The following is a 19,229-nucleotide window of genomic DNA, read 5'->3' as shown; positions in this document are numbered from 1 at the left end:
CATAATCCTATTTGAGAGCGATAAAAAGTTAGTTTAAAAAGTCATACATACATAGCATTTAAACTAACTGTTTTGCTAGTAACGCCCAACGTGTATCAAAATTGGTGGTAGGAAGATATTTAAAGCCTGAACGAGAATAACGTGACATCATCCCTTCACAAAATGCTAATAATTGACTAGATAAAATACGTTCATCAGTAGTAAATGCAACCCCTTCGCGAATTTTTCGTTCTCGCAAAACTTGTTTTATTTGAGTTTCTATTCGTTCAAATAATTGACTGATTCGCTCTTGTAATTGTTCTTGTTCAAACATTAACGCATGCCCAGTCATAATCCTAGTTAATCCAGGGTTTTTTTCTGAAAAACCTAATATCAGCGCTAAAATAAGCTGTAAGCGGGTGAATGTTTTAGGCTCATCTTGCATAATGGTATTGATGCGTGAAAGTAATATATCTTCAATATAAACAATCAAGCTTTCAAACATTTTGGTTTTGCTTGGAAAATGTCGGTAAAGTGCTGCTTCTGAAACACCGACAGTGGCGGCTAATTTCGCCGTGGTAATGCGTTGCGTCCCTTCATTGGACTCAAGCATAGTTGCCAATGCTTGCAAGATGTCTTCTTTACGATTCTTATTTTTGCTGGTCACAATCATTTTTTACCCGAATGCCCAAATCCACCTTCCCCTCGTGCTGAGAGTGTAAATTCATCAACAATATTAAATTCGGCTTGTACCACAGGTACGATAATCAATTGTGCAATTCGATCACCGGCTTCAATTATAAAAGGGGTTTGGCTGCGGTTCCATACCGGAACAAAAAGCTGTCCTTGATAATCAGAATCAATTAAACCGACTAAATTACCGAGTACAATCCCATTTTTAGATCCTAAACCTGAACGAGGTAAGACCAATGCCGCTAGATTTGGATCGGCAATATGCATGGATAAACCGGTAGGCGTTAAGATGGTTTCACCGGGTTTAATTTCGGTTGTTTTATCAAACATGGCTCGTAAATCAATACCAGCTGATCCTTCAGTTGCATAAGTGGGGAGTGGAAACTCATTACCTAAACGTTTATCTAATATTTTAATATCAATTTTTCTTTTCATTATCACTCGCTTTGTATCGTGTTATCACAGCTTCAAGTAATTGTTTTGCTAATTGTTGTTTACTACTTAATGGTAACCTTTGTTCGCCATTTTGCCAATAAAGGGTTAATGCATTTTGATCGGAATTAAAACCAATTTTTTTATCTGAAACATCATTAGCACAGATTAAATCTAAATTTTTGGTGATTAATTTTTTTAAGGCATATTTTTCAACATTATTGGTTTCTGCGGCAAAACCAACAACAAAAGGCCTTGAATTTTTTAATGCGGCAACACTTGCAACAATGTCTGGATTTTTGGCTAATTTAATCACAAGTTCATTATCGTCCGTTTTTTTTATTTTTTGAGTGGCAATTGTTGCCGCACGGAAATCAGCAACTGCTGCACAAGCAATAAAAATAGACGATTTTTGCGCTGCAGTTAATGCTTGATTATACATTTCATTTGCACTTTTAACATCGATTCGTGTGACATGCTTTGGCGTATCTAAATTAACTGGGCCGCTAATAAGTGTAACATTTGCGCCCATTTCTGCCGCAGCTTTAGCAATAGCAAAGCCCATTTTTCCTGAACTGTAGTTACTGATATAACGGACAGGATCGATTTCTTCAACCGTTGGCCCAGCAGTAATAGTAATTGATATCCCATCTAATAATGATGAGTGGGTAAAATAGCTATTGAGATTTTCGACAATCACGTGTGGTTCAAGCATTCGACCTGGGCCGATATCACCACAAGCTTGGAACCCTTCATCAGGACCAAGAATTAAGGTGTTTCTATCATTCAATACCGATAAATTATGCTGTGTGGCTATAGCTTTATACATTTGTTGGTTCATAGCTGGTGCTATAGCAATTTGAGCCGGCGTGGCTAAACACACTGTTGATAATAAATCATCAGCAATGCCATTGGCGATTTTGGCAATAATATTGGCTGTTGCCGGTGCAATTAATACAATATCTGCCCATTTTGCCAGTTCGATATGGCTCATTGAAAGCTCAGCCGACGGGTCAAACAGATCGCTGGAAACAGGATTAGCACTCACAGCTTGTAGTGTCATTGGTGTGACAAAATGACTTGCTGATTCAGTAAGAATGACTCGAACTTCAGCTCCCGCTTTTTTTAAAAGGCGAACAAGATCAGGGCATTTATAAGCTGCAATACCACCTGTAATCCCTAATAAAATATGTTTACCAGATAGATTCATGCTCAAGCTTTCCCCATAATTCAGTCTAAATCGCTATATTACCACAATTCAGTTAGATAATAAGTAACTCTTTCGCATTGGCTAACGTTGCATCAGTGATTTTATCACCGCCTAATAATCGAGCGAGTTCATTTACACGGCCATTATTATCTAATTTTTGCATGTCGGTTGAAGTCTGTTTTCCCTTTGTTTGCTTACTAACAAAATAGTGTTGATTAGCCTGTCCGGCGACTTGTGGTAAATGTGTAACAGTTATCACTTGTGTTGACTCGCCAAGTTGCCTTAATAATTGACCCACTTTAGCCGCAGTCGGTCCACTAATCCCAACGTCAATTTCATCAAATATTAGTGCAGGTGTTTCCATTTTTTGTGCAGTTAAAACCTGAATAGCAAGTGCGATACGTGATAACTCCCCGCCTGATGCTACTTTAGCTAAAGGTTGTGCTTGTTGCCCTGCATTTGTCGTCACTAAAAAAGTGACTAAGTCCGCACCATCTTCAGTTAAACGATTTTCGTCATAAGCAATTTCAATGCTTAATTGTCCATTTGGCATAGATAACTCATGCATCAATGCTGTTACTTTTTTAGCTAGGGTTTTACTTACTGTTAATCGTTTTTGATGTAACTTTTCTGCAAGTTCAATGGCGATTTGATGATACTTTTTAATATCCGCTTTTAGTTGTTCACTTTGTTCATCTTGTTGGTTAATTTGTTTGAATTCGGCCAATAACTGTTGGTGTAATTCTGGTAGTGCTTCAGGCGCCACATGATGTTTGCGAGCCAACGCTATTTGTTTTGATAGGCGTTGTTCGAGTTGCATAACCCGAGCTGGATCAAGATCTAGATTTTCACTGTAATGACGCAGTTCATAGCTTGCTTCTTTAATCTGAATGGAAGCCTCTTCTAACATGGTATAAATATTATTTAGCGTCGGATCGAGTTCAGTTAACTGCTGAACGCTATTTTTGACACTACTGAGCAGATTGCTCACATTGTAATCATCAGCTTCGTCTAATAGCATAACTGATTGTTGACTTAGATTTATCAGTTGCTCGCTATTAGATAATCGTTTGTATTCTTCGTCTATTTGTTGGTATTCACCTTCAATTGGCGAAAACTCATTTAACTCTTTAAGTTGATATTGTAACAGTTGCATATGAGCATCACGTTCTTGCCGTGATGTTTCATATTGTTGATAAGCTTGTCGAGCGACTTTCCATTGTTTGTGAGCTTGTTGCATTTGTGCAAGTAATATTGGCTCGTTCATATAATGATTTAATAGAAGCTGTTGATAGTCACTACGTAGCAAACGTTGATGTTCATGCTGTCCATGAATTTGAATTAACATTTGCCCTAAATCTTTTAATTGTGAAATAGGAACAGTTCGTCCGTTTATAAATGCTTTAGAACGGCCATCTTGGTTAATTACTCTTCGTAATATACATTCATTACCTTCATCAAGTTGATTTTCAGTAAGCCAATTAAAGGCGGCTGGTGTATCATCAAGTACAAAACAAGCTGAAATATCAACACGCTCTGCACCATAGCGAATAGATGAAGCGTCAGAACGATTACCTAAACACAACCCTAAAGCATCAATAGCAATAGATTTACCGGCACCTGTTTCACCCGTTATTGCTGTCATACCTAAGGTAAAGTCGACCAGTAGCTGATCAACAATAGCAAAATTATTAATAGTTAATTGCGTTATCATAATAATGAATACATAAGACTAGTTATAATGTAGGCAGTATAACAGTAAAAACACTGTAAATAAATACAGTTTTTTGGTGAAATAAAGACGTGTAATTAATTAGTTAATCAATAATGTGTGCTAAGCTTTATTTTAATTGCTTTTGGGCTGTTTATGTTATTAATAATGCAATTTGGTAAAAAGTAAATGATTATTAATTAGTGGGATAAAATGATAAAAAGCCATGAATAGTTGTCTATTTATGGCTTTAAAGTGATCTATTTAAAATAGTGAACTCATAACTTCATAAATTAACTGTAGGTTGAGTAGAACCAGTGCAATAGCCGCTAACCATCCTAATATGATAGTTAATTTGCAATTAACAAATTCGCCCATGATTTTTTTGTTGGAAGTAACTAACAATAAAGGAACCATTGATATCGGTAAGGCGATACTGAGAAATACTTGAGTATAGATTAATAAATTTTCAACAATGCTCTCTTTTTCACCCCATATATAGATGCATAAAATAACAGGGGCGACCGCTAAACCTCGGCTTATCATTCTACGAGCCCAAAGAGGAATAGATAGATTAATAAAACCCTCCATTACTATTTGTCCGGTAAGTGTGCCTGTTATTGTGGCGTTTTGACCTGATGCAAGTAAAGCAACAGCAAATAATGTTGCCATTATTGAACTGGCGACAGGTCCAACCATTTGCGGATTTTTTAAAGCGTCATAAAGCTGAGTAAAGCGACCAAGATTGTCAGGATCATTACCATAAAAAAGCGAAGCGCCAAGAATTAATAACAGACAATTGATAATAAATGAAAAAGATAATTGTATGTTAGAGTCAATAGTTGCATATTTGATAGCATTTTTTAGGCTAGATGTTTTTGTTCTATTATATTTTCGGGTTTGGACAATAGATGAATGTAGATATAAATTATGTGGCATGACCGTTGCGCCAACAATACCTAGTGCAATTACTAATGCTGAGTCATGGCCTTTAATGGATTGAGTAAAAATATCTATTTTAGGAATAAACCCATTAATTATGTCACTAAATTGAGGCGAGGCCCGTAAAACTTCGTAAGAAAAAATAATAAATATAGTGGCAATTAAGCAAAATACGATAGCTTCTATTTTTCTAAATCCAAACCGTATTAATATTAATAAAATGACAACATCGAAGACTGTTAATAACACACCGATCAATAGCGGGATATCAAATAAAAGGTTTAATGCGACAGCGCTACCAATCACTTCTGCTATTTCTGTAGCGATAATCGCCAATTCAGTTGATATCCATAAACAAAAAGAAAATTTTTTGCCTACCATCGATTTTGTTGCTTGAGCAAGATCCATACCAGTGACTATGCCTATTTTGACGCACATCGCTTGCAAAAGCATAGCAATTAAACTCGATATTAATATAACTGACAGTAACAGATAACTATAAAGGGCGCCTCCTTGTATAGAGGTGATCCAGTTACCCGGATCCATATAACCGACAGCAACTAATGCGCCGGGTCCTGAAAAAGCCCAGAGTTTTCGAAAAAAACCAGACTGAGGATCCGGAATTTGGACTGTATTATTGATTTCTTCAAGGCTTATTGTCGACGTTTTTAACATAACTAAGATCTCTACAGTAAAGTGTATGTTTTTATTATATTGATAATGAGAATCATTATCAAATAAAAATAACCTTTCATTCCATTAAGCCAGTTACCTATAGTATATAAATACTCGATTTAGCTCACAATGCATATTTTTATATTCGAATAATTTTTATTAATAACTAATATAATCCCTTTAATATATTTTTTAAATGCTTATCACTCTTATTGTAAGATTGATTTATATTTTATTAATTATCAAATAGTTGCATTAAATTTTAGTGGGTTAATTTTATGCAGATTTATAAGATTTCTCTCTTTTGTTGAAGAATGTTTGCCAACTAACTAAATTTTATTTTTTCGTGGATTAATGTGTAATATAATTTAAAAACATATTAACAATAATATTAGGAATTAATCTAAATGTTTGGAAATAAAACAAATCGGCAAATTATTATTTGGACCACACTTATTGGTGGGTTTATTAGTGCATTAGTAAAATGGGGCTCTGAAGTCAATATGCCGCCTCGCGTTCCTGGCGAAATTTCACCACCAGCAGCACATATTGATGCATGGCTTGGCTGGCTAGGTATTAACTCTCACTCTCTCGATTATGTCTATCAAACTGCAATAGTATCTGGAGCGGTGACACTTTATCATTGGTTATTTAGTTTTGCGTTTGCCTTTGTGTATGTTTTTATCGCTTATTTTTGGAATAATATTCGTTTATGGTATGGTGCGTTTTACGGCATTATTATTACCGTTGCCATGCATGGATTTTTAATTCCATTACTCGGTTTTCGTCATCCTGCTTATGATCCAGAAGGAACGGTGGGTTGGTTATGGAATTTAAATGGTTATGAACTTTGGAGTGAAATTTTAGGTCACATCTATTGGGGCGTATCAATTGAAATTTGTATGATTGCCGTACTTGCTCATTTTTCAAGACCAATTCGTGGTGAATGGCGTAAGTAATTAGATAAAGTAATTAAAAACCAATCCCGCTATTGTGCTAAATAGCGGGATTTTTTTTGCTAAAATTAAATTTGTTATAGTTAAAAACTATATTAACCAATAAAAAAGTAGAATTATTCAATAACAATTTTTTTTGTTATCTTTTTAACCACTAAAGAAATGTGATTAAGATGAAAAGGAAACAAAAAATGAATACTGCTGTTATTGGTTATCCTCGCGTTGGTAAACTTCGTGAACTTAAGTTTGCAACTGAAGCTTATTTTAAAGGTAATAAAACCCAAGCTGAATTATTAAACGAAGCAAAAGCGCTTCGTGCAGAGCACTTAAAACAACAACGTGCACAAAACATTGCTTATATATCATCTAATGACTTTTCATTTTATGATGCGGTTTTAGATACCGCTTGTTTACTTAATGTGATTCCAAAACGTTATCAAGATTTAGGTTTGCCTGAGCTTGATCGCTATTTTGCGATGGCGCGTGGCTATCAAGGTGACAAAGGCGATGTGCGAGCTTTAGCAATGAAAAAATGGTTCAATACCAATTATCATTATTTAGTGCCTGAAATTGAAGATTCAGTGCAAATTAAATTAGCTGGCAACAAACCATTTGATGAGTATCAAGAAGCAAAAGCGCTCGGTATTCAAACTAAACCCGTTGTAGTTGGTCCATTAACCTTTTTTAAATTGGCCCAATATTTAGGTAATAAAAAAATCACTGACTTTAAAGCTGATATTATTAAAGCTTATCAAGATATTATTCAAAAATTTACGGCATTAGGTGCAGAGTGGATTCAAATTGATGAGCCAATTTTAGTCACTGATCTTAATCACGATGATATCGCTTTATTTACTGAGCTTTATCAAGCAATCTTATCTGTCAAAGGTGCGACTAAAGTGGTTCTACAAACCTATTTTGGTGACGTACGTGATTGTTATAAAGAGTTAGTTGCTCTGCCATTCGATGGTATTGGTCTTGATTTTGTTGAAGGAAAACAATCACTAGCATTACTTGAAGCTAATGGTTTTCCAGCGAATAAAGTGTTATTTGCAGGTGTTGTTAATGGTAAAAACATCTGGAAAAATAATTATCAAAAAACGTTAGCTTTACTTGGTAAGATTAAACAAAAAGCGGCTAACATCGTTATTAATACTTCATGCTCATTATTACATGTACCTTATACGTTGCAGAATGAAACCAAACTAACCATTCAACAACGTGCTTACTTTGCTTTTGCTCAAGAAAAACTGCAAGAACTTGCAGAGTTAGGCCAATTATTTAAAGAAGCTAATCCTGAAAATAGTGCAGCTTATAAAGCAAATCAAACATTATTTACCCGTGAACGTGAAGGGGCAAATCATTCTGTACGTGAAAAAGTGGCTGCGTTAAAAGCGTCTGATTTTACCCGTTTACCGGAATTTTCAGTACGTGAGGCAGCACAAAAGAAAGCCTTTAATTTACCACTATTGCCAACTACGACTATTGGTTCTTTTCCACAAACACCCGATGTGCGCGTAAATCGTGCAAAATTCAAAAAAGGTGAAATTTGTTTGAATGAATATACTGAGTTTAATAAGCAAAAAATTGCAGAATGTATCAAGCTTCAAGAAAAAATTGGTATTGATGTATTAGTTCACGGTGAATTTGAACGTAATGATATGGTGGAGTATTTTGGTGAAAGCTTAAATGGCTTTGTCTTTACCGAAAAAGCATGGGTTCAATCTTATGGTACTCGTTGTGTTAAGCCACCAATTGTTTGGGGTGATATTTCACGTTCTAAACCGATTACGGTTGAATATTCAAAATATGCGCAAAGTCTTACTGATAAACCTGTTAAGGGTATGTTGACAGGACCTGTGACAATTCTTAACTGGTCATTCCCACGTGAAGATATTTCACAAAAAGAATCAGTATTCCAAATTGCGTTAGCCATAGGTGATGAAGTATTAGATCTTGAAGCTGCTGGTATTAAAATCATTCAAATTGATGAGGCCGCACTTAAAGAAAAATTACCATTACGTAAAGCGGATTGGAACAGTGAATACCTTGATTGGGCAATTCCATCATTTAGATTAGTACACAGCAAAGTGCAAGCCGATACACAAATTCATACCCATATGTGTTATAGCGAATTTGCAGATATTATTAAAGATATTGATGCAATGGATGCCGATGTGATTTCGTTTGAAGCTTCACGCTCAAATCTACAATTGATTGATGTACTTAAAGCTAATAACTTTAAAACAGAAGTTGGGCCGGGTGTCTATGATATCCATTCACCACGTGTTCCGCCTGTTGCTGAAATTAAAACAACCATTGAAAAATTACTTGCAAAAATTGACAAGCAAAAACTTTGGATCAATCCAGATTGTGGCTTAAAAACTCGAGGCGAAAAAGAAGTGGTTGAAAGCTTAGAGCATTTAGTTCAAGCAACCTTAGAAGTTCGAAAAACACTTAATTAATACTCTGTTTGCCAAGTAAGGTCTCTTGGTTATACCTCAGATTCCGCCACCTTTTTTGGTGGCGGAAATGTCAGTAAGGACAATCGTTGTCACACGAATGGATGAAACAGATGAAAACAAATTTACTTTTTAATAAAAAAACGGTGTTCTCTTTTGAAGTTTTTCCACCCAAAAAAACATCACCATTAGAGACTATCTATAGCACATTACGTGAACTTGGCTATTTTAAGCCTGATTTTATCAGTGTTACATATGGAGCAGGCGGTAGTTTAAATGGTCAAACCACCATTGATATTGCACATTCAGTTAAACACACTTATGGTATTGAAAGTGTTGCCCATTTACCGGGTATTAATTTTGATAAAGCTGAGATGAGTAAAATTTTACATGAGCTAAAATGTGCAGGTATTGACAATGTTTTAGCGTTGCGTGGTGATATTAGTCCGAATGTACAACCCAAAAATGATTTTCGTTTTGCCAGCGAATTAGTATCGTTCATTAAAGAAAATGGGGATTTTAATATTATTGGCGCATGCTATCCAGAGGGACATCTTGAAGCTGCTACCCTTAAACAAGATCTGATTCATTTAAAAGAGAAGGTGAATGCAGGTACCGATCAGTTAATCTCACAGCTCTTTTTTGATAATGACTATTTCTATGCGTTTTTAGATAAAGCGCGTGATATGGGGATTAACGTACCAATTGAAGCAGGCATTATGCCGGTAACGAATAAAAATCAAATTGAACGTATGGTTTCAATGTGTGGTGTGAATCTACCGAAGAAGTTCAAACAGATGATGGAAAAATATGAACATCATCCTGATGCATTCCGTGATGCTGGTATTGCTTATGCTATCGATCAGATTGTGGATTTAGTTTCACAAAATGTTGACGGTATTCATTTATATACAATGAACAATAGTTATATCGCTAGAAGAATCAGTGAAGCGGTATCAACGTTATTAGCAGTGCCAAAATCGGCTTAGAAAAGATAGATTAGACAGAAAATTGGTTGCGGGGGCTGGATTTGAACCAACGACCTTCGGGTTATGAGCCCGACGAGCTACCAAGCTGCTCCACCCCGCGTCAAAGAGGTCGCTATATTATAGTATTAAAATAATAAAGCAATACCTTTTTGGCACAACTGCCCCATTTTTGAACATATTATCTATAAATAGACACTTTTTTTACTAAAACGAATAGGTTTCTTTAAAATTTTTTACAAAATGAATACTTTTTAAATTAAAAGACTAAGTCAGTTTTATTCAAAATTTTTTAAAAGAGTAAATTCGGGTATTTGTGTTGCACTATTATCAAACCTTATATAGGTAACGTTTTGCCATAAACATTTTTTTTGATTTATACCTTCAATAAATAGGTCCCAGTTATCTAACTTCCATATATCGCGAGGATTATTACGATCTAAAATTCGTTGTTTTAATATTTCAGCTGGTACAAAAACTTCTAACACATAAGTATCAACATTAGAAAAATTAAACTGTTGTATTATTTTACTAATGTAATCTTTATCTGAAAAATAACTTAAAAAAGGTGCATCAAGTATCACTGAATTATTTAGTTTTAAATTCTCACTGGCAATATCCAACAGCGTTTTGTATTCAATATCCATCACTTGCTTTTTATAATATTCACATTCATCTCTTGCTGTTGGTTGATACCCCCGAGATATTAACAGTTCTCCGGTAAATCGATTAGCAATAATATCTTTATCTAAATAACAGTAATGCAGTTTTGTTGCTAAAAACTTACCGACAGTTGATTTTCCTGCTCCAGCTGAACCAATTAAGAAGATGGCTTTAGGGTTAGATTTTTTGTTCATATTTTATTTCCTTTTCGTATCTGCGAAACATCGTTCATAAGTGCGAACCATTATTGTGAACTAACTAATAAATTGAATAATATAAGATAAAATGGAAATGCAATAATAATATGACATGCTATAGTTAATACAGAATTAAAGTTTAATTATTTAACTTACTTCACAGTTCACATTTGCGAAATTATGAAACGACAAGATATACCATTAAAACTAAATAAATCGGCTGCTCGAACCATCGATTTACTTTTATTATTTGTCAGTAGTGAGAAATTTTTAACGCTGAATAATATTTGCGAAATGATGCAATTGCCTAAAAGTAGTGCTTTTGAATTAGTACAAACGCTAGTTTATAAAGGCATTATTGAGATAAAAGATGTAAAGCAAAAAACGTATGGATTAAGTTTATTGGCGTTTGAAATTGGTAGCTCTGTGATTATCAATATGGGTATAGCTGATGCTGCAAGACCATTTATACAAGAACTTAATCGCCAGACAGGTAGCACGGTATTTCTTGGTGTTCAAGATAAAGGTAAAATTGTCTATATTGATAAGGCTGAAAATCATTCAACAATTAAGCCAACAGCAAGACTAGGCTCTCGACGTAATTTACATACTACAGGTTTGGGAAAAGCACTGTTAAATGCTTTTTCGGATCAAAAAATTATTGAGATTTTAGGACCAGAGCCTTACCCAAGTAAAACACCATTATCACATACCAACCAACAAGAGGTGTTGCATGACGCATATAAAACCCGAGAGCGAGGATATGCAATTGATGACAGGGAAGATAACTTAGAAATGTATTGTATAAGCTCTGCTATTTATAATTATGAAAATCAACCAGTGGCTTCATTTAGTGTAGCGAGTTTGTATAGCGGTATGACGAAAGATAAAGAGCAAATGATTGCTAAGTTGGTGAAAGAAACTGCAGTACAAATTTCAAGAAAATTAGGATTTACTGGAAATAAATTATATCAAGTAAATGGTTAACCAAGATTATTGGAGATAATAAATGTATCGTAAATTAGACAATCTTAATAAAATTGTAGATTCTGGCATAGTCTTAATTGTCAGATTAGCAACGGAAAGTGAATCAATTAAAGTTGCTGAAGCGGCCATTGAAGGTGGTATTAACGTTATTGAAATTCCAATGGCTGTTCCTAATGCATTACAAGTAGTTAAATATTTGTCGGATAAATATAGAAATAAAGGAATTTTAGTTGGTACAGGAACTGTATTAGATGGTGAAACTGCCAGAGCTGCAATTTTAGCTGGTGCTGAATTACTGGTCAGTCCCAATTTGAATCCTGAGATGATTAAAGTGGCTAATCGTTATCAAGTTGTCACAATGAGTGGTGCTTATACCCCTACGGAAATCCAAAATACCTTAGAAGCAGGTGCCGATATAGTCAAGTTATTCCCTGCCGAGTTTGTTAATCCTAGTTATGTAAAATCAGTATTGGCACCGCTATCGCATGCACCAATATCACCAACGGGAGGTGTTACCCCAGAAAATGTTCATGAATGGTTTTCTGCTGGTGCAGTATGTGTTGGTGTTGCAAGTTATATTACAAAAGCGGCGGCACAAGATAATGACTATAGCAAAGTAACTAAAGCTGCTCAAAACTTTATTGCGGCAGTAAATAACGCCAAGAATAAATAATACCGATATTTGTTAAGTAAAGGCATATTTTTATATGTCTGTGGGATCGTTTTGTCTAAAAAAAGGTGCAGATATGACAATACAACAAACAACAAAACCAAAATTAAGATGGGGATTCATTATTTTACTTGTAATTGGGGCTATCGTTAATTATTTAGATAGATCGAATTTAAGTATTGCCAACACAACCATAGCACAAGAGTTTGGTTTGTCTCAAACTCAGATGGGTTTTCTATTATCAGCATTCCTTTGGCCTTATGCTATAGCCAATTTACCTGCAGGATGGTTAGTTGATAAATTTGGCCCTAAAAAAATGTTTGCTTGGGCGTCTGGTTTATGGTCTATCGTAACTATTATTTGTGGTTTTCTCAATAGCTATTCTATGTTTTATGCAATGCGAGTGGTATTAGGTGTGGTTGAATCGCCATTTTTTACCTCGGGATTGAAAACAACACAAACATGGTTTTCAAAAGAGGAGCGAGGGGTACCGGTTTCTATTATTAATACTGGTTCGCAAATAGCGAATGCGATAGCTCCGCCCTTATTAACCATTTTAATGTTAACTATGAGTTGGCGTGGTATGTTTGTCATTATTGGCGTATTCGGTTTACTGGTTATGCTAGTTTGGTTAAAAATTTATCGTAATCCAACACCGCAAGAAATGAGCATTATTAAAGGTGAAAATAATCCAGAACAGCCTGAAACTAAACAAGTTCAATCGTCTTGGGGGGATTTGTTAAAACAAAAAATGACTTGGTTTATGATTCTGGGTAATTTTGGCATCATGTTTACCATTTGGGTTTACTTAACTTGGTTACCGAGCTATTTAGAAAAAGAACAAGGTTTTACTATAAAACAAATGGGATGGATCGCTTCAATTCCGTTTTTCTGTGGCATTATTGGTGTTTTATTGGGGGGGATCATTTCTGATTATGCTATTAGACATGGCTTTAAACCAATTAATGCTAGAAAAATTCCTATTGTTGGTGGAGCGATCATTGCTGCAGCTTCTGTTGCTCCTATTGCTTTTATTGATAATACCACATTAAGTATTATCTTATTATCAGTAGGTTATTTTGCTTCTCAATTACCTTCTGGTGTTATTTGGACATTAGCTGCTGACGTTGCTCCTAGTCATCAAGTTGGCTCTCTTGGCGCAATTCAAAATTTTGGTGGCTTTTTAGGTGCGGCAATGGCACCCATTGTAACGGGTATTATTCTCGATATTACAGGTAGTTTTGGCTATGTATTTATCTTAGGGGCATGCTTACTTATTTTAGGTGCTATTTCTTATGGTATCTTTTTAAGAAAACCGATCACTAAGCAGGATTAGGTTTTATTATTAAAACTATATGCCCATTGTTTAATGAGCTCAACGATGTTCGTTGGGCTCTTGCTTGTTATATCGACAAAACTTTACTATATTAACCTAAATTTTAAACATTTTTAGCCATTTAAAATAAGGAATATTTATGTCTAATCAATATCATGGATCATGTTTATGTGGAAAGGTTAAATTAACGGTACCTTTTAAAAATACCCAATTTAGTGCTTGTCATTGTCATACTTGCCTTAAATGGGGTGCGGGGCCATTTATGACATTAATGTATGATGGACAAATAGCAGTTGAAGGGCAAGAAAACATTAGTGTGTATAATTCATCTCAATGGGCAGAAAGAGCATTTTGTCAAGTATGTGGTACTCACCTTTATTATCATATGAAAGATACACAACACTATTATATTTCTACTTGGATTTTTGAAGATATTAACGATCTACAATTTACTACTGAAGTATTTATCGACAAAAAACCAACTTGTTATGCGTTTGCTAATCCTACCCATAAATTGACAGAGGCTGATATCTTAGCCATGGCTGCGGCTAATAAATAGTACAAAAAGTTAATTGTTAACGTAATTATCGATCATCAATAATTAGCCAATAAAACGCATTATTATGGTGTGGTTTTATTGGTTAATTTGACGATAAACTTATTTTTAAAAAGTGATGTTAATACATGAAACCAGTAGGAAAAAAGAAAATGATTTTCTTTTTTAGCCCAGATCATTACTTGTCACAATGGTATCCTTGTCGTTTTGTTATTGATGATATTGAGTTTACCAGTACCGAACAATGGATGATGTATGCCAAGGCAATGTTATTTCAAGATTTGGATTGTGCTAATGCTATTTTAGCAACGTCTTCTGCCAAAATGCAGAAAAATCTGGGTAAAAAGGTAACTAATTTTGATGATAATATTTGGAATATTCATAAAAAAGAGATAGTTTTTAAAGGGAATTTAGCTAAGTTTTCGCAAAATGCTGAGCTCAAAACCTATTTATTATCGACCAAAGGTAAAGTCTTAGCAGAGGCAAGTCCGTACGATAAAATTTGGGGAATAGGTTTAAGTATGGATGATGAGATGCGCTTTAATATGACTAAATGGCGAGGTCAAAACTTATTGGGTGAAGTTTTAATGCAAGTTAGGGAGGCATTAAAAACATCAAAGCTTTAATGTTTTTTATTTGGTATTAAGCTCGTTATTGCAATAAACACAATTATTCACTGACAATTAAATGCTCTTGAATACCTAATTGGGCAATGCCTAAACGAACCTTTTGTCCCGCTTTCAAAAAGATTGGTTTAGGTTTAATACCAAGACCAACGCCAGCGGGTGTACCGGTTGCGATAATATCACCGGCTTGTAAACTCATAAACTGGCTGACATAACTTATGATCTGTTTAACATTAAAAATCATGTTGCTGGTATGACTGTGTTGATAGCGCTTGCCATCGACTTCTAACCATAATTCAAGATTTTGTGGGTCACTAATTTCATCAGCGGTGACTAGCCAAGGTCCAATAGGACCAAAACTATCGCAACCTTTACCTTTGTCCCAAGTTCCACCACGATTTTTTTGATAATCACGTTCAGAAACATCATTAACCACGCAATAACCAGCAATATAAGTTAATGCATCTTGCTCTTGAATATATTTACCTTCTTTGCCTATGACAATACCTAGTTCTACTTCCCAATCGGTATGGGTTGAGCCTCGGGGTAATACAATATTATCATTAGCCCCACTAATGGCACTGGTCCATTTATTGAAAATAACTGGTTCGTTAGGAATTGGCGCGCCAGTTTCTTTTGCATGATCGATATAGTTCAAACCAATACAGATAAATTTACCGACTTTACCAACACAAGGGGCTATACGCTCAGGACGATTAATTATTGGTAGCGTATCAATTTCCATTTGGCTAATTTTTGTTAGCACATTATAGGCTAATGTTTGTGCATCAATATCGGCAATTACTGCACTGAGATCGCGCAGTTGATCTTTATCATCTAAGATGGCTGGTTTCTCATTTCCTTTCAAACCATAACGCAGTAATCGCATATTACTCTCCCTATCATTTTACAGGCTGATTTTGCCCAAAACTTATTGGTACAGTGCTTGTAATGGTATAACGGTTTTTGCCGGATCGCAATCGAGTGCAGCGGTGGTGGCATAGGCTGCATTCATCGTTGTATCGTAGTGTACTTTATATTGTATTGCACTTCGACGCAGGATTTTTGATGCTTCAATGGCTGCGCGTCCCGAAGTGGTATTAAGAATATAACTATATTCACCATTTTTAATGTGGTCATGAATATTGGGTCGACCCTCGTTCTCTTTTTTAACGATTTGACAAGCAATACCGGCTTGTTGCAATATTTTAGCTGTGCCGATGGTGGCATCAATTGTAAAGCCATGGGCAACAAGTCGCTTAGCCACTTGGAGTAGGCGAGTTTTATCTTGATCACGAACTGATAAGAGCGCTTTCCCCGATTTTTTCATATTCGATAAACTACCCAACTGTGCTTTAGCAAAGGCTTCGGCAAAGGTTTTACCAATTCCCATTACTTCACCAGTGGATCGCATTTCAGGTCCTAAAATGGGGTCAACGCCGCTAAATTTATTAAACGGCAATACCACCTCTTTAACTGAGTAATAAGACGGGATGATTTCTTTCGTAATATGTTGTTCAGCAAGTGATTGTCCTGTCATTACTCTAGCTGCAATTTTTGCTAAGGGCAAACCAGTCGCTTTCGATACAAATGGTACTGTACGTGCGGCTCGAGGATTGATCTCGATTAGATACACATCATTATTTTTAATCGCAAATTGACCGTTCATCAAACCTTTAACATGAAGTTCCTGTGCTAATTGTTTGGCTTGCTTGCGTAATTTATCTAAAATTTCTGGACTGAGAGTATACGTTGGTAATGAACAAGCAGAATCCCCCGAGTGAATGCCGGCTTGTTCAATATGTTCCATAATGCCACCAATGACAATTTGTTCACCGTCGGCAATCACATCAATATCAACTTCAATGGCATCATCTAGGAAGTGATCAAGTAATACCGGTGCATTATTCGATTCACTGACCGCAGTTTTAAAATAACGTCGTAGATCTTGTTCGTTATAAACAATTTCCATTGCTCGTCCACCTAAAACATAAGATGGCCGAACCACTAAGGGATAACCAATTTGTTCAGCCTTAATCACCGCATCTTCAATATCGGTAACAGTAGCATTAACGGGCTGTTTTAATGTTAATTTTTCAACAATAGCTTGAAAGCGTTTTCGGTCTTCCGCTTTATCGATCGAATCCGGTGAGGTACCAATAATCGGTACGCCAGCCGCTTCAAGCGCACGAGCCAGTTTTAAAGGTGTCTGTCCACCATACTGCACAATAACCCCATTTGGTTTTTCTACATAAGCAATTTCTAATACATCTTCAAGCGTGACAGGCTCAAAATAGAGTCGATCTGAAGTATCATAATCGGTTGATACCGTTTCGGGATTGCAATTCACCATAATGGTTTCATAGCCATCTTCACGTAGCGCCAGCGCTGCATGTACGCAACAGTAATCAAACTCAATTCCTTGCCCAATTCGATTCGGTCCACCACCTAATATCATGATTTTAGGACGACTAAATTGCGGCTTAGCTTCGCACTCTTGCTCATAAGTTGAGTAAAGATAGGCGGTGTCGGTTGCAAACTCAGCGGCACAAGTATCAACGCGTTTATAAACCGGATGAATATCGTATTGGTTTCGTCGATCACGAACGTCTTGTTCTTTAACATTCAACAGGTTAGCAATACGTAAATCTGAAAAACCTTTACGCTTAAGTTGCCATAATGATTCTGAATTAAGGCTAGCTAATGATTGTGATTTTAGTTGGTTTTCAAGGCGAATAAGTTCTTCAATCTGCACTAAAAACCAGCGATCGATATTTGTTAGTGTGAAGATCTCATCTAAACTAAAGCCTGCTCGAAAAGCATCTGCGATATACCAAATACGTTCAGCCCCCGCTTCTTGCAGTTCATAACGTATTTTGCTGAGATTTTTTTCATCATCATAATTTTCAATTTTCGGATCAAAACCACACGCACCGACTTCAAGTCCTCGTAGTGCCTTTTGTAATGATTCTTGAAAAGTTCGACCAATGGCCATCACTTCGCCCACTGATTTCATTTGGGTGGTTAAGCGGTCATTACATCCGGCAAATTTTTCGAAGTTAAAGCGAGGTATTTTTGTCACAACATAATCGATAGACGGCTCAAATGATGCAGGTGTTTTACCGCCAGTAATGTCATTGGAAAGTTCATCAAGCGTATAACCAACCGCTAACTTAGCGGCGATTTTGGCAATAGGAAAGCCAGTTGCTTTCGATGCTAGTGCAGATGAGCGTGATACTCGTGGGTTCATTTCGATAACAATGAGTCGCCCTGTTTTAGGATCGACCGAAAATTGTACATTGGAACCGCCGGTTTCGACACCGATTTCACGCAGTACCGCAATCGAGGCATTACGCATGATTTGGTATTCTTTATCGGTCAAGGTTTGAGCAGGAGCAACGGTAATAGAATCACCCGTATGGATGCCCATTGGATCAAAATTTTCGATAGAACAAACAATAATACAGTTATCATTTTTGTCTCGAACAACTTCCATTTCATACTCTTTCCAACCTATCAAAGATTCATCAATCAATAGTTCATTGGTGGGAGAAAGATCCAATCCTCGAACGCAAATCTCTTCAAACTCTTCGGTGTTATAGGCGATACCACCGCCAGTTCCACCCATCGTAAATGAAGGACGAATAATGCAAGGAAAGCCAACTTGTTCAAGTACGGCATAAGCCTCTTTTAATGAGTGCGCAATACCTGAACGTGCTGTATCAAGTCCAATTTTTTTCATCGCTTGGTCAAAGCGCTTACGATCTTCTGCTTTATCGATAGCATCAGCGGTGGCACCGATCATTTCAACATTAAATTGTTTTAAAATACCTTGCTTTTCAAGCGCTAAAGCGCAATTTAGTGCCGTTTGCCCGCCCATAGTTGGTAAAATAGCGTCAGGTCTTTCTTGTTCGATGATTTTGGCAACAGTTGACCAGTGAATAGGTTCTATATAGGTGGCATCAGCCATCTCTGGATCTGTCATAATGGTTGCCGGATTGGAATTGACTAAAATAACGCGGTAACCTTCTTCACGTAGGGCTTTGCAGGCTTGGGCGCCTGAATAATCAAATTCACAAGCTTGACCAATAACAATTGGGCCAGCGCCAATGATTAAAATCGATTTGATATCTGTTCGCTTAGCCATA

At 36.1% G+C, this 19,229-nt stretch carries 16 protein-coding genes and 1 tRNA gene; 8 read left to right on the top strand and 9 right to left on the bottom strand.

What is annotated here, in order from left to right; translation table 11 throughout:
- Window positions 1–58: 58 nt before the first annotated feature.
- From slmA to J3U63_RS07460, 5 genes are all read right to left on the bottom strand, one after another.
- Complete coding sequence (slmA, locus tag J3U63_RS07480) at window positions 59–646, bottom strand: nucleoid occlusion factor SlmA (protein WP_267371156.1); 588 nt, start codon at window positions 644–646, stop codon at window positions 59–61.
- 2 nt (window positions 647–648) lie between these two features.
- A complete protein-coding gene (gene dut, locus J3U63_RS07475; protein ID WP_065633758.1) occupies window positions 649–1,107 on the bottom strand; it encodes a dUTP diphosphatase in 459 nt (152 codons plus the stop codon).
- Window positions 1,091–2,314: a bifunctional phosphopantothenoylcysteine decarboxylase/phosphopantothenate--cysteine ligase CoaBC gene (gene coaBC / locus J3U63_RS07470; RefSeq protein ID WP_267371154.1), complete on the bottom strand. Its 1,224-nt coding sequence runs from the start codon at window positions 2,312–2,314 to the stop codon at window positions 1,091–1,093. The genes dut and coaBC overlap by 17 nt, the downstream gene beginning before the upstream one ends.
- Window positions 2,315–2,366: 52 nt before the next feature.
- Window positions 2,367–4,028 carry a DNA repair protein RecN gene (recN, locus tag J3U63_RS07465; RefSeq protein WP_267344491.1) on the bottom strand — a complete coding sequence of 554 codons (1,662 nt, stop codon included), beginning with the start codon at window positions 4,026–4,028 and terminating at the stop codon, window positions 2,367–2,369.
- A gap of 261 nt (window positions 4,029–4,289) precedes the next feature.
- Window positions 4,290–5,642, bottom strand: coding sequence for an Nramp family divalent metal transporter (locus tag J3U63_RS07460; protein ID WP_267334004.1), 1,353 nt, complete (start codon window positions 5,640–5,642; stop codon window positions 4,290–4,292).
- A 407-nt stretch (window positions 5,643–6,049) separates the two neighbouring features.
- Between J3U63_RS07460 and J3U63_RS07455 the strand changes: the two genes are divergently transcribed.
- The 3 genes from J3U63_RS07455 (at window position 6,050) to metF (ending at window position 10,049) form a co-directional block, all read left to right on the top strand.
- Window positions 6,050–6,601 carry a YagU family protein gene (locus J3U63_RS07455; RefSeq protein WP_267344490.1) on the top strand — a complete coding sequence of 184 codons (552 nt, stop codon included), beginning with the start codon at window positions 6,050–6,052 and terminating at the stop codon, window positions 6,599–6,601.
- Between the two features lie 188 nt (window positions 6,602–6,789).
- Window positions 6,790–9,063: a 5-methyltetrahydropteroyltriglutamate--homocysteine S-methyltransferase gene (gene metE / locus J3U63_RS07450; RefSeq protein WP_267334006.1), complete on the top strand. Its 2,274-nt coding sequence runs from the start codon at window positions 6,790–6,792 to the stop codon at window positions 9,061–9,063.
- A gap of 110 nt (window positions 9,064–9,173) precedes the next feature.
- On the top strand, window positions 9,174–10,049 hold the full coding sequence (gene metF, locus J3U63_RS07445) for a methylenetetrahydrofolate reductase [NAD(P)H] (RefSeq protein ID WP_065633764.1): 876 nt from the start codon (window positions 9,174–9,176) through the stop codon (window positions 10,047–10,049).
- A 23-nt stretch (window positions 10,050–10,072) separates the two neighbouring features.
- Here the strand turns inward: metF and J3U63_RS07440 are convergent.
- Window positions 10,073–10,149 (bottom strand) — tRNA-Met (locus tag J3U63_RS07440).
- A 175-nt stretch (window positions 10,150–10,324) separates the two neighbouring features.
- Window positions 10,325–10,903 (bottom strand): AAA family ATPase, encoded by a 579-nt coding sequence (locus tag J3U63_RS07435; protein ID WP_267371151.1) that lies wholly within the window; start codon window positions 10,901–10,903, stop codon window positions 10,325–10,327.
- Between the two features lie 183 nt (window positions 10,904–11,086).
- Between J3U63_RS07435 and J3U63_RS07430 the strand changes: the two genes are divergently transcribed.
- From J3U63_RS07430 to J3U63_RS07410, 5 genes are all read left to right on the top strand, one after another.
- Entirely contained in the window at window positions 11,087–11,893 is an 807-nt protein-coding gene (locus J3U63_RS07430; protein ID WP_267344488.1) for an IclR family transcriptional regulator, read from the top strand.
- Window positions 11,894–11,915: 22 nt separating this feature from the next.
- Window positions 11,916–12,566 (top strand): bifunctional 4-hydroxy-2-oxoglutarate aldolase/2-dehydro-3-deoxy-phosphogluconate aldolase, encoded by a 651-nt coding sequence (eda, locus tag J3U63_RS07425; RefSeq protein ID WP_267344486.1) that lies wholly within the window; start codon window positions 11,916–11,918, stop codon window positions 12,564–12,566.
- A gap of 73 nt (window positions 12,567–12,639) precedes the next feature.
- Entirely contained in the window at window positions 12,640–13,899 is a 1,260-nt protein-coding gene (locus J3U63_RS07420; RefSeq protein WP_267344485.1) for an MFS transporter, read from the top strand.
- A 139-nt stretch (window positions 13,900–14,038) separates the two neighbouring features.
- Window positions 14,039–14,458 (top strand): GFA family protein, encoded by a 420-nt coding sequence (locus tag J3U63_RS07415; protein WP_267371148.1) that lies wholly within the window; start codon window positions 14,039–14,041, stop codon window positions 14,456–14,458.
- Window positions 14,459–14,583: 125 nt separating this feature from the next.
- The gene (locus J3U63_RS07410) at window positions 14,584–15,081 is read left to right on the top strand and encodes an NADAR family protein (RefSeq protein ID WP_267334008.1); all 498 of its coding nucleotides are present in this window, start codon (window positions 14,584–14,586) and stop codon (window positions 15,079–15,081) included.
- Between the two features lie 43 nt (window positions 15,082–15,124).
- Here J3U63_RS07410 and J3U63_RS07405 read toward each other — a convergent pair whose 3' ends face one another.
- Window positions 15,125–15,970, bottom strand: coding sequence for a fumarylacetoacetate hydrolase family protein (locus J3U63_RS07405; protein WP_267371146.1), 846 nt, complete (start codon window positions 15,968–15,970; stop codon window positions 15,125–15,127).
- Between the two features lie 42 nt (window positions 15,971–16,012).
- Window positions 16,013–19,228 (bottom strand): carbamoyl-phosphate synthase large subunit, encoded by a 3,216-nt coding sequence (gene carB / locus J3U63_RS07400; RefSeq protein ID WP_267371143.1) that lies wholly within the window; start codon window positions 19,226–19,228, stop codon window positions 16,013–16,015.
- Window position 19,229 lies beyond the last annotated feature (1 nt).

Origin of the sequence: Gilliamella sp. B2838 (assembly GCF_026536185.1) — a bacterium.
In the GTDB taxonomy this organism is placed as follows: domain Bacteria; phylum Pseudomonadota; class Gammaproteobacteria; order Enterobacterales; family Orbaceae; genus Gilliamella.
Note: the sequence above shows the minus strand (reverse complement) of the source record. Positions and strands in the feature narration are given on the sequence as shown.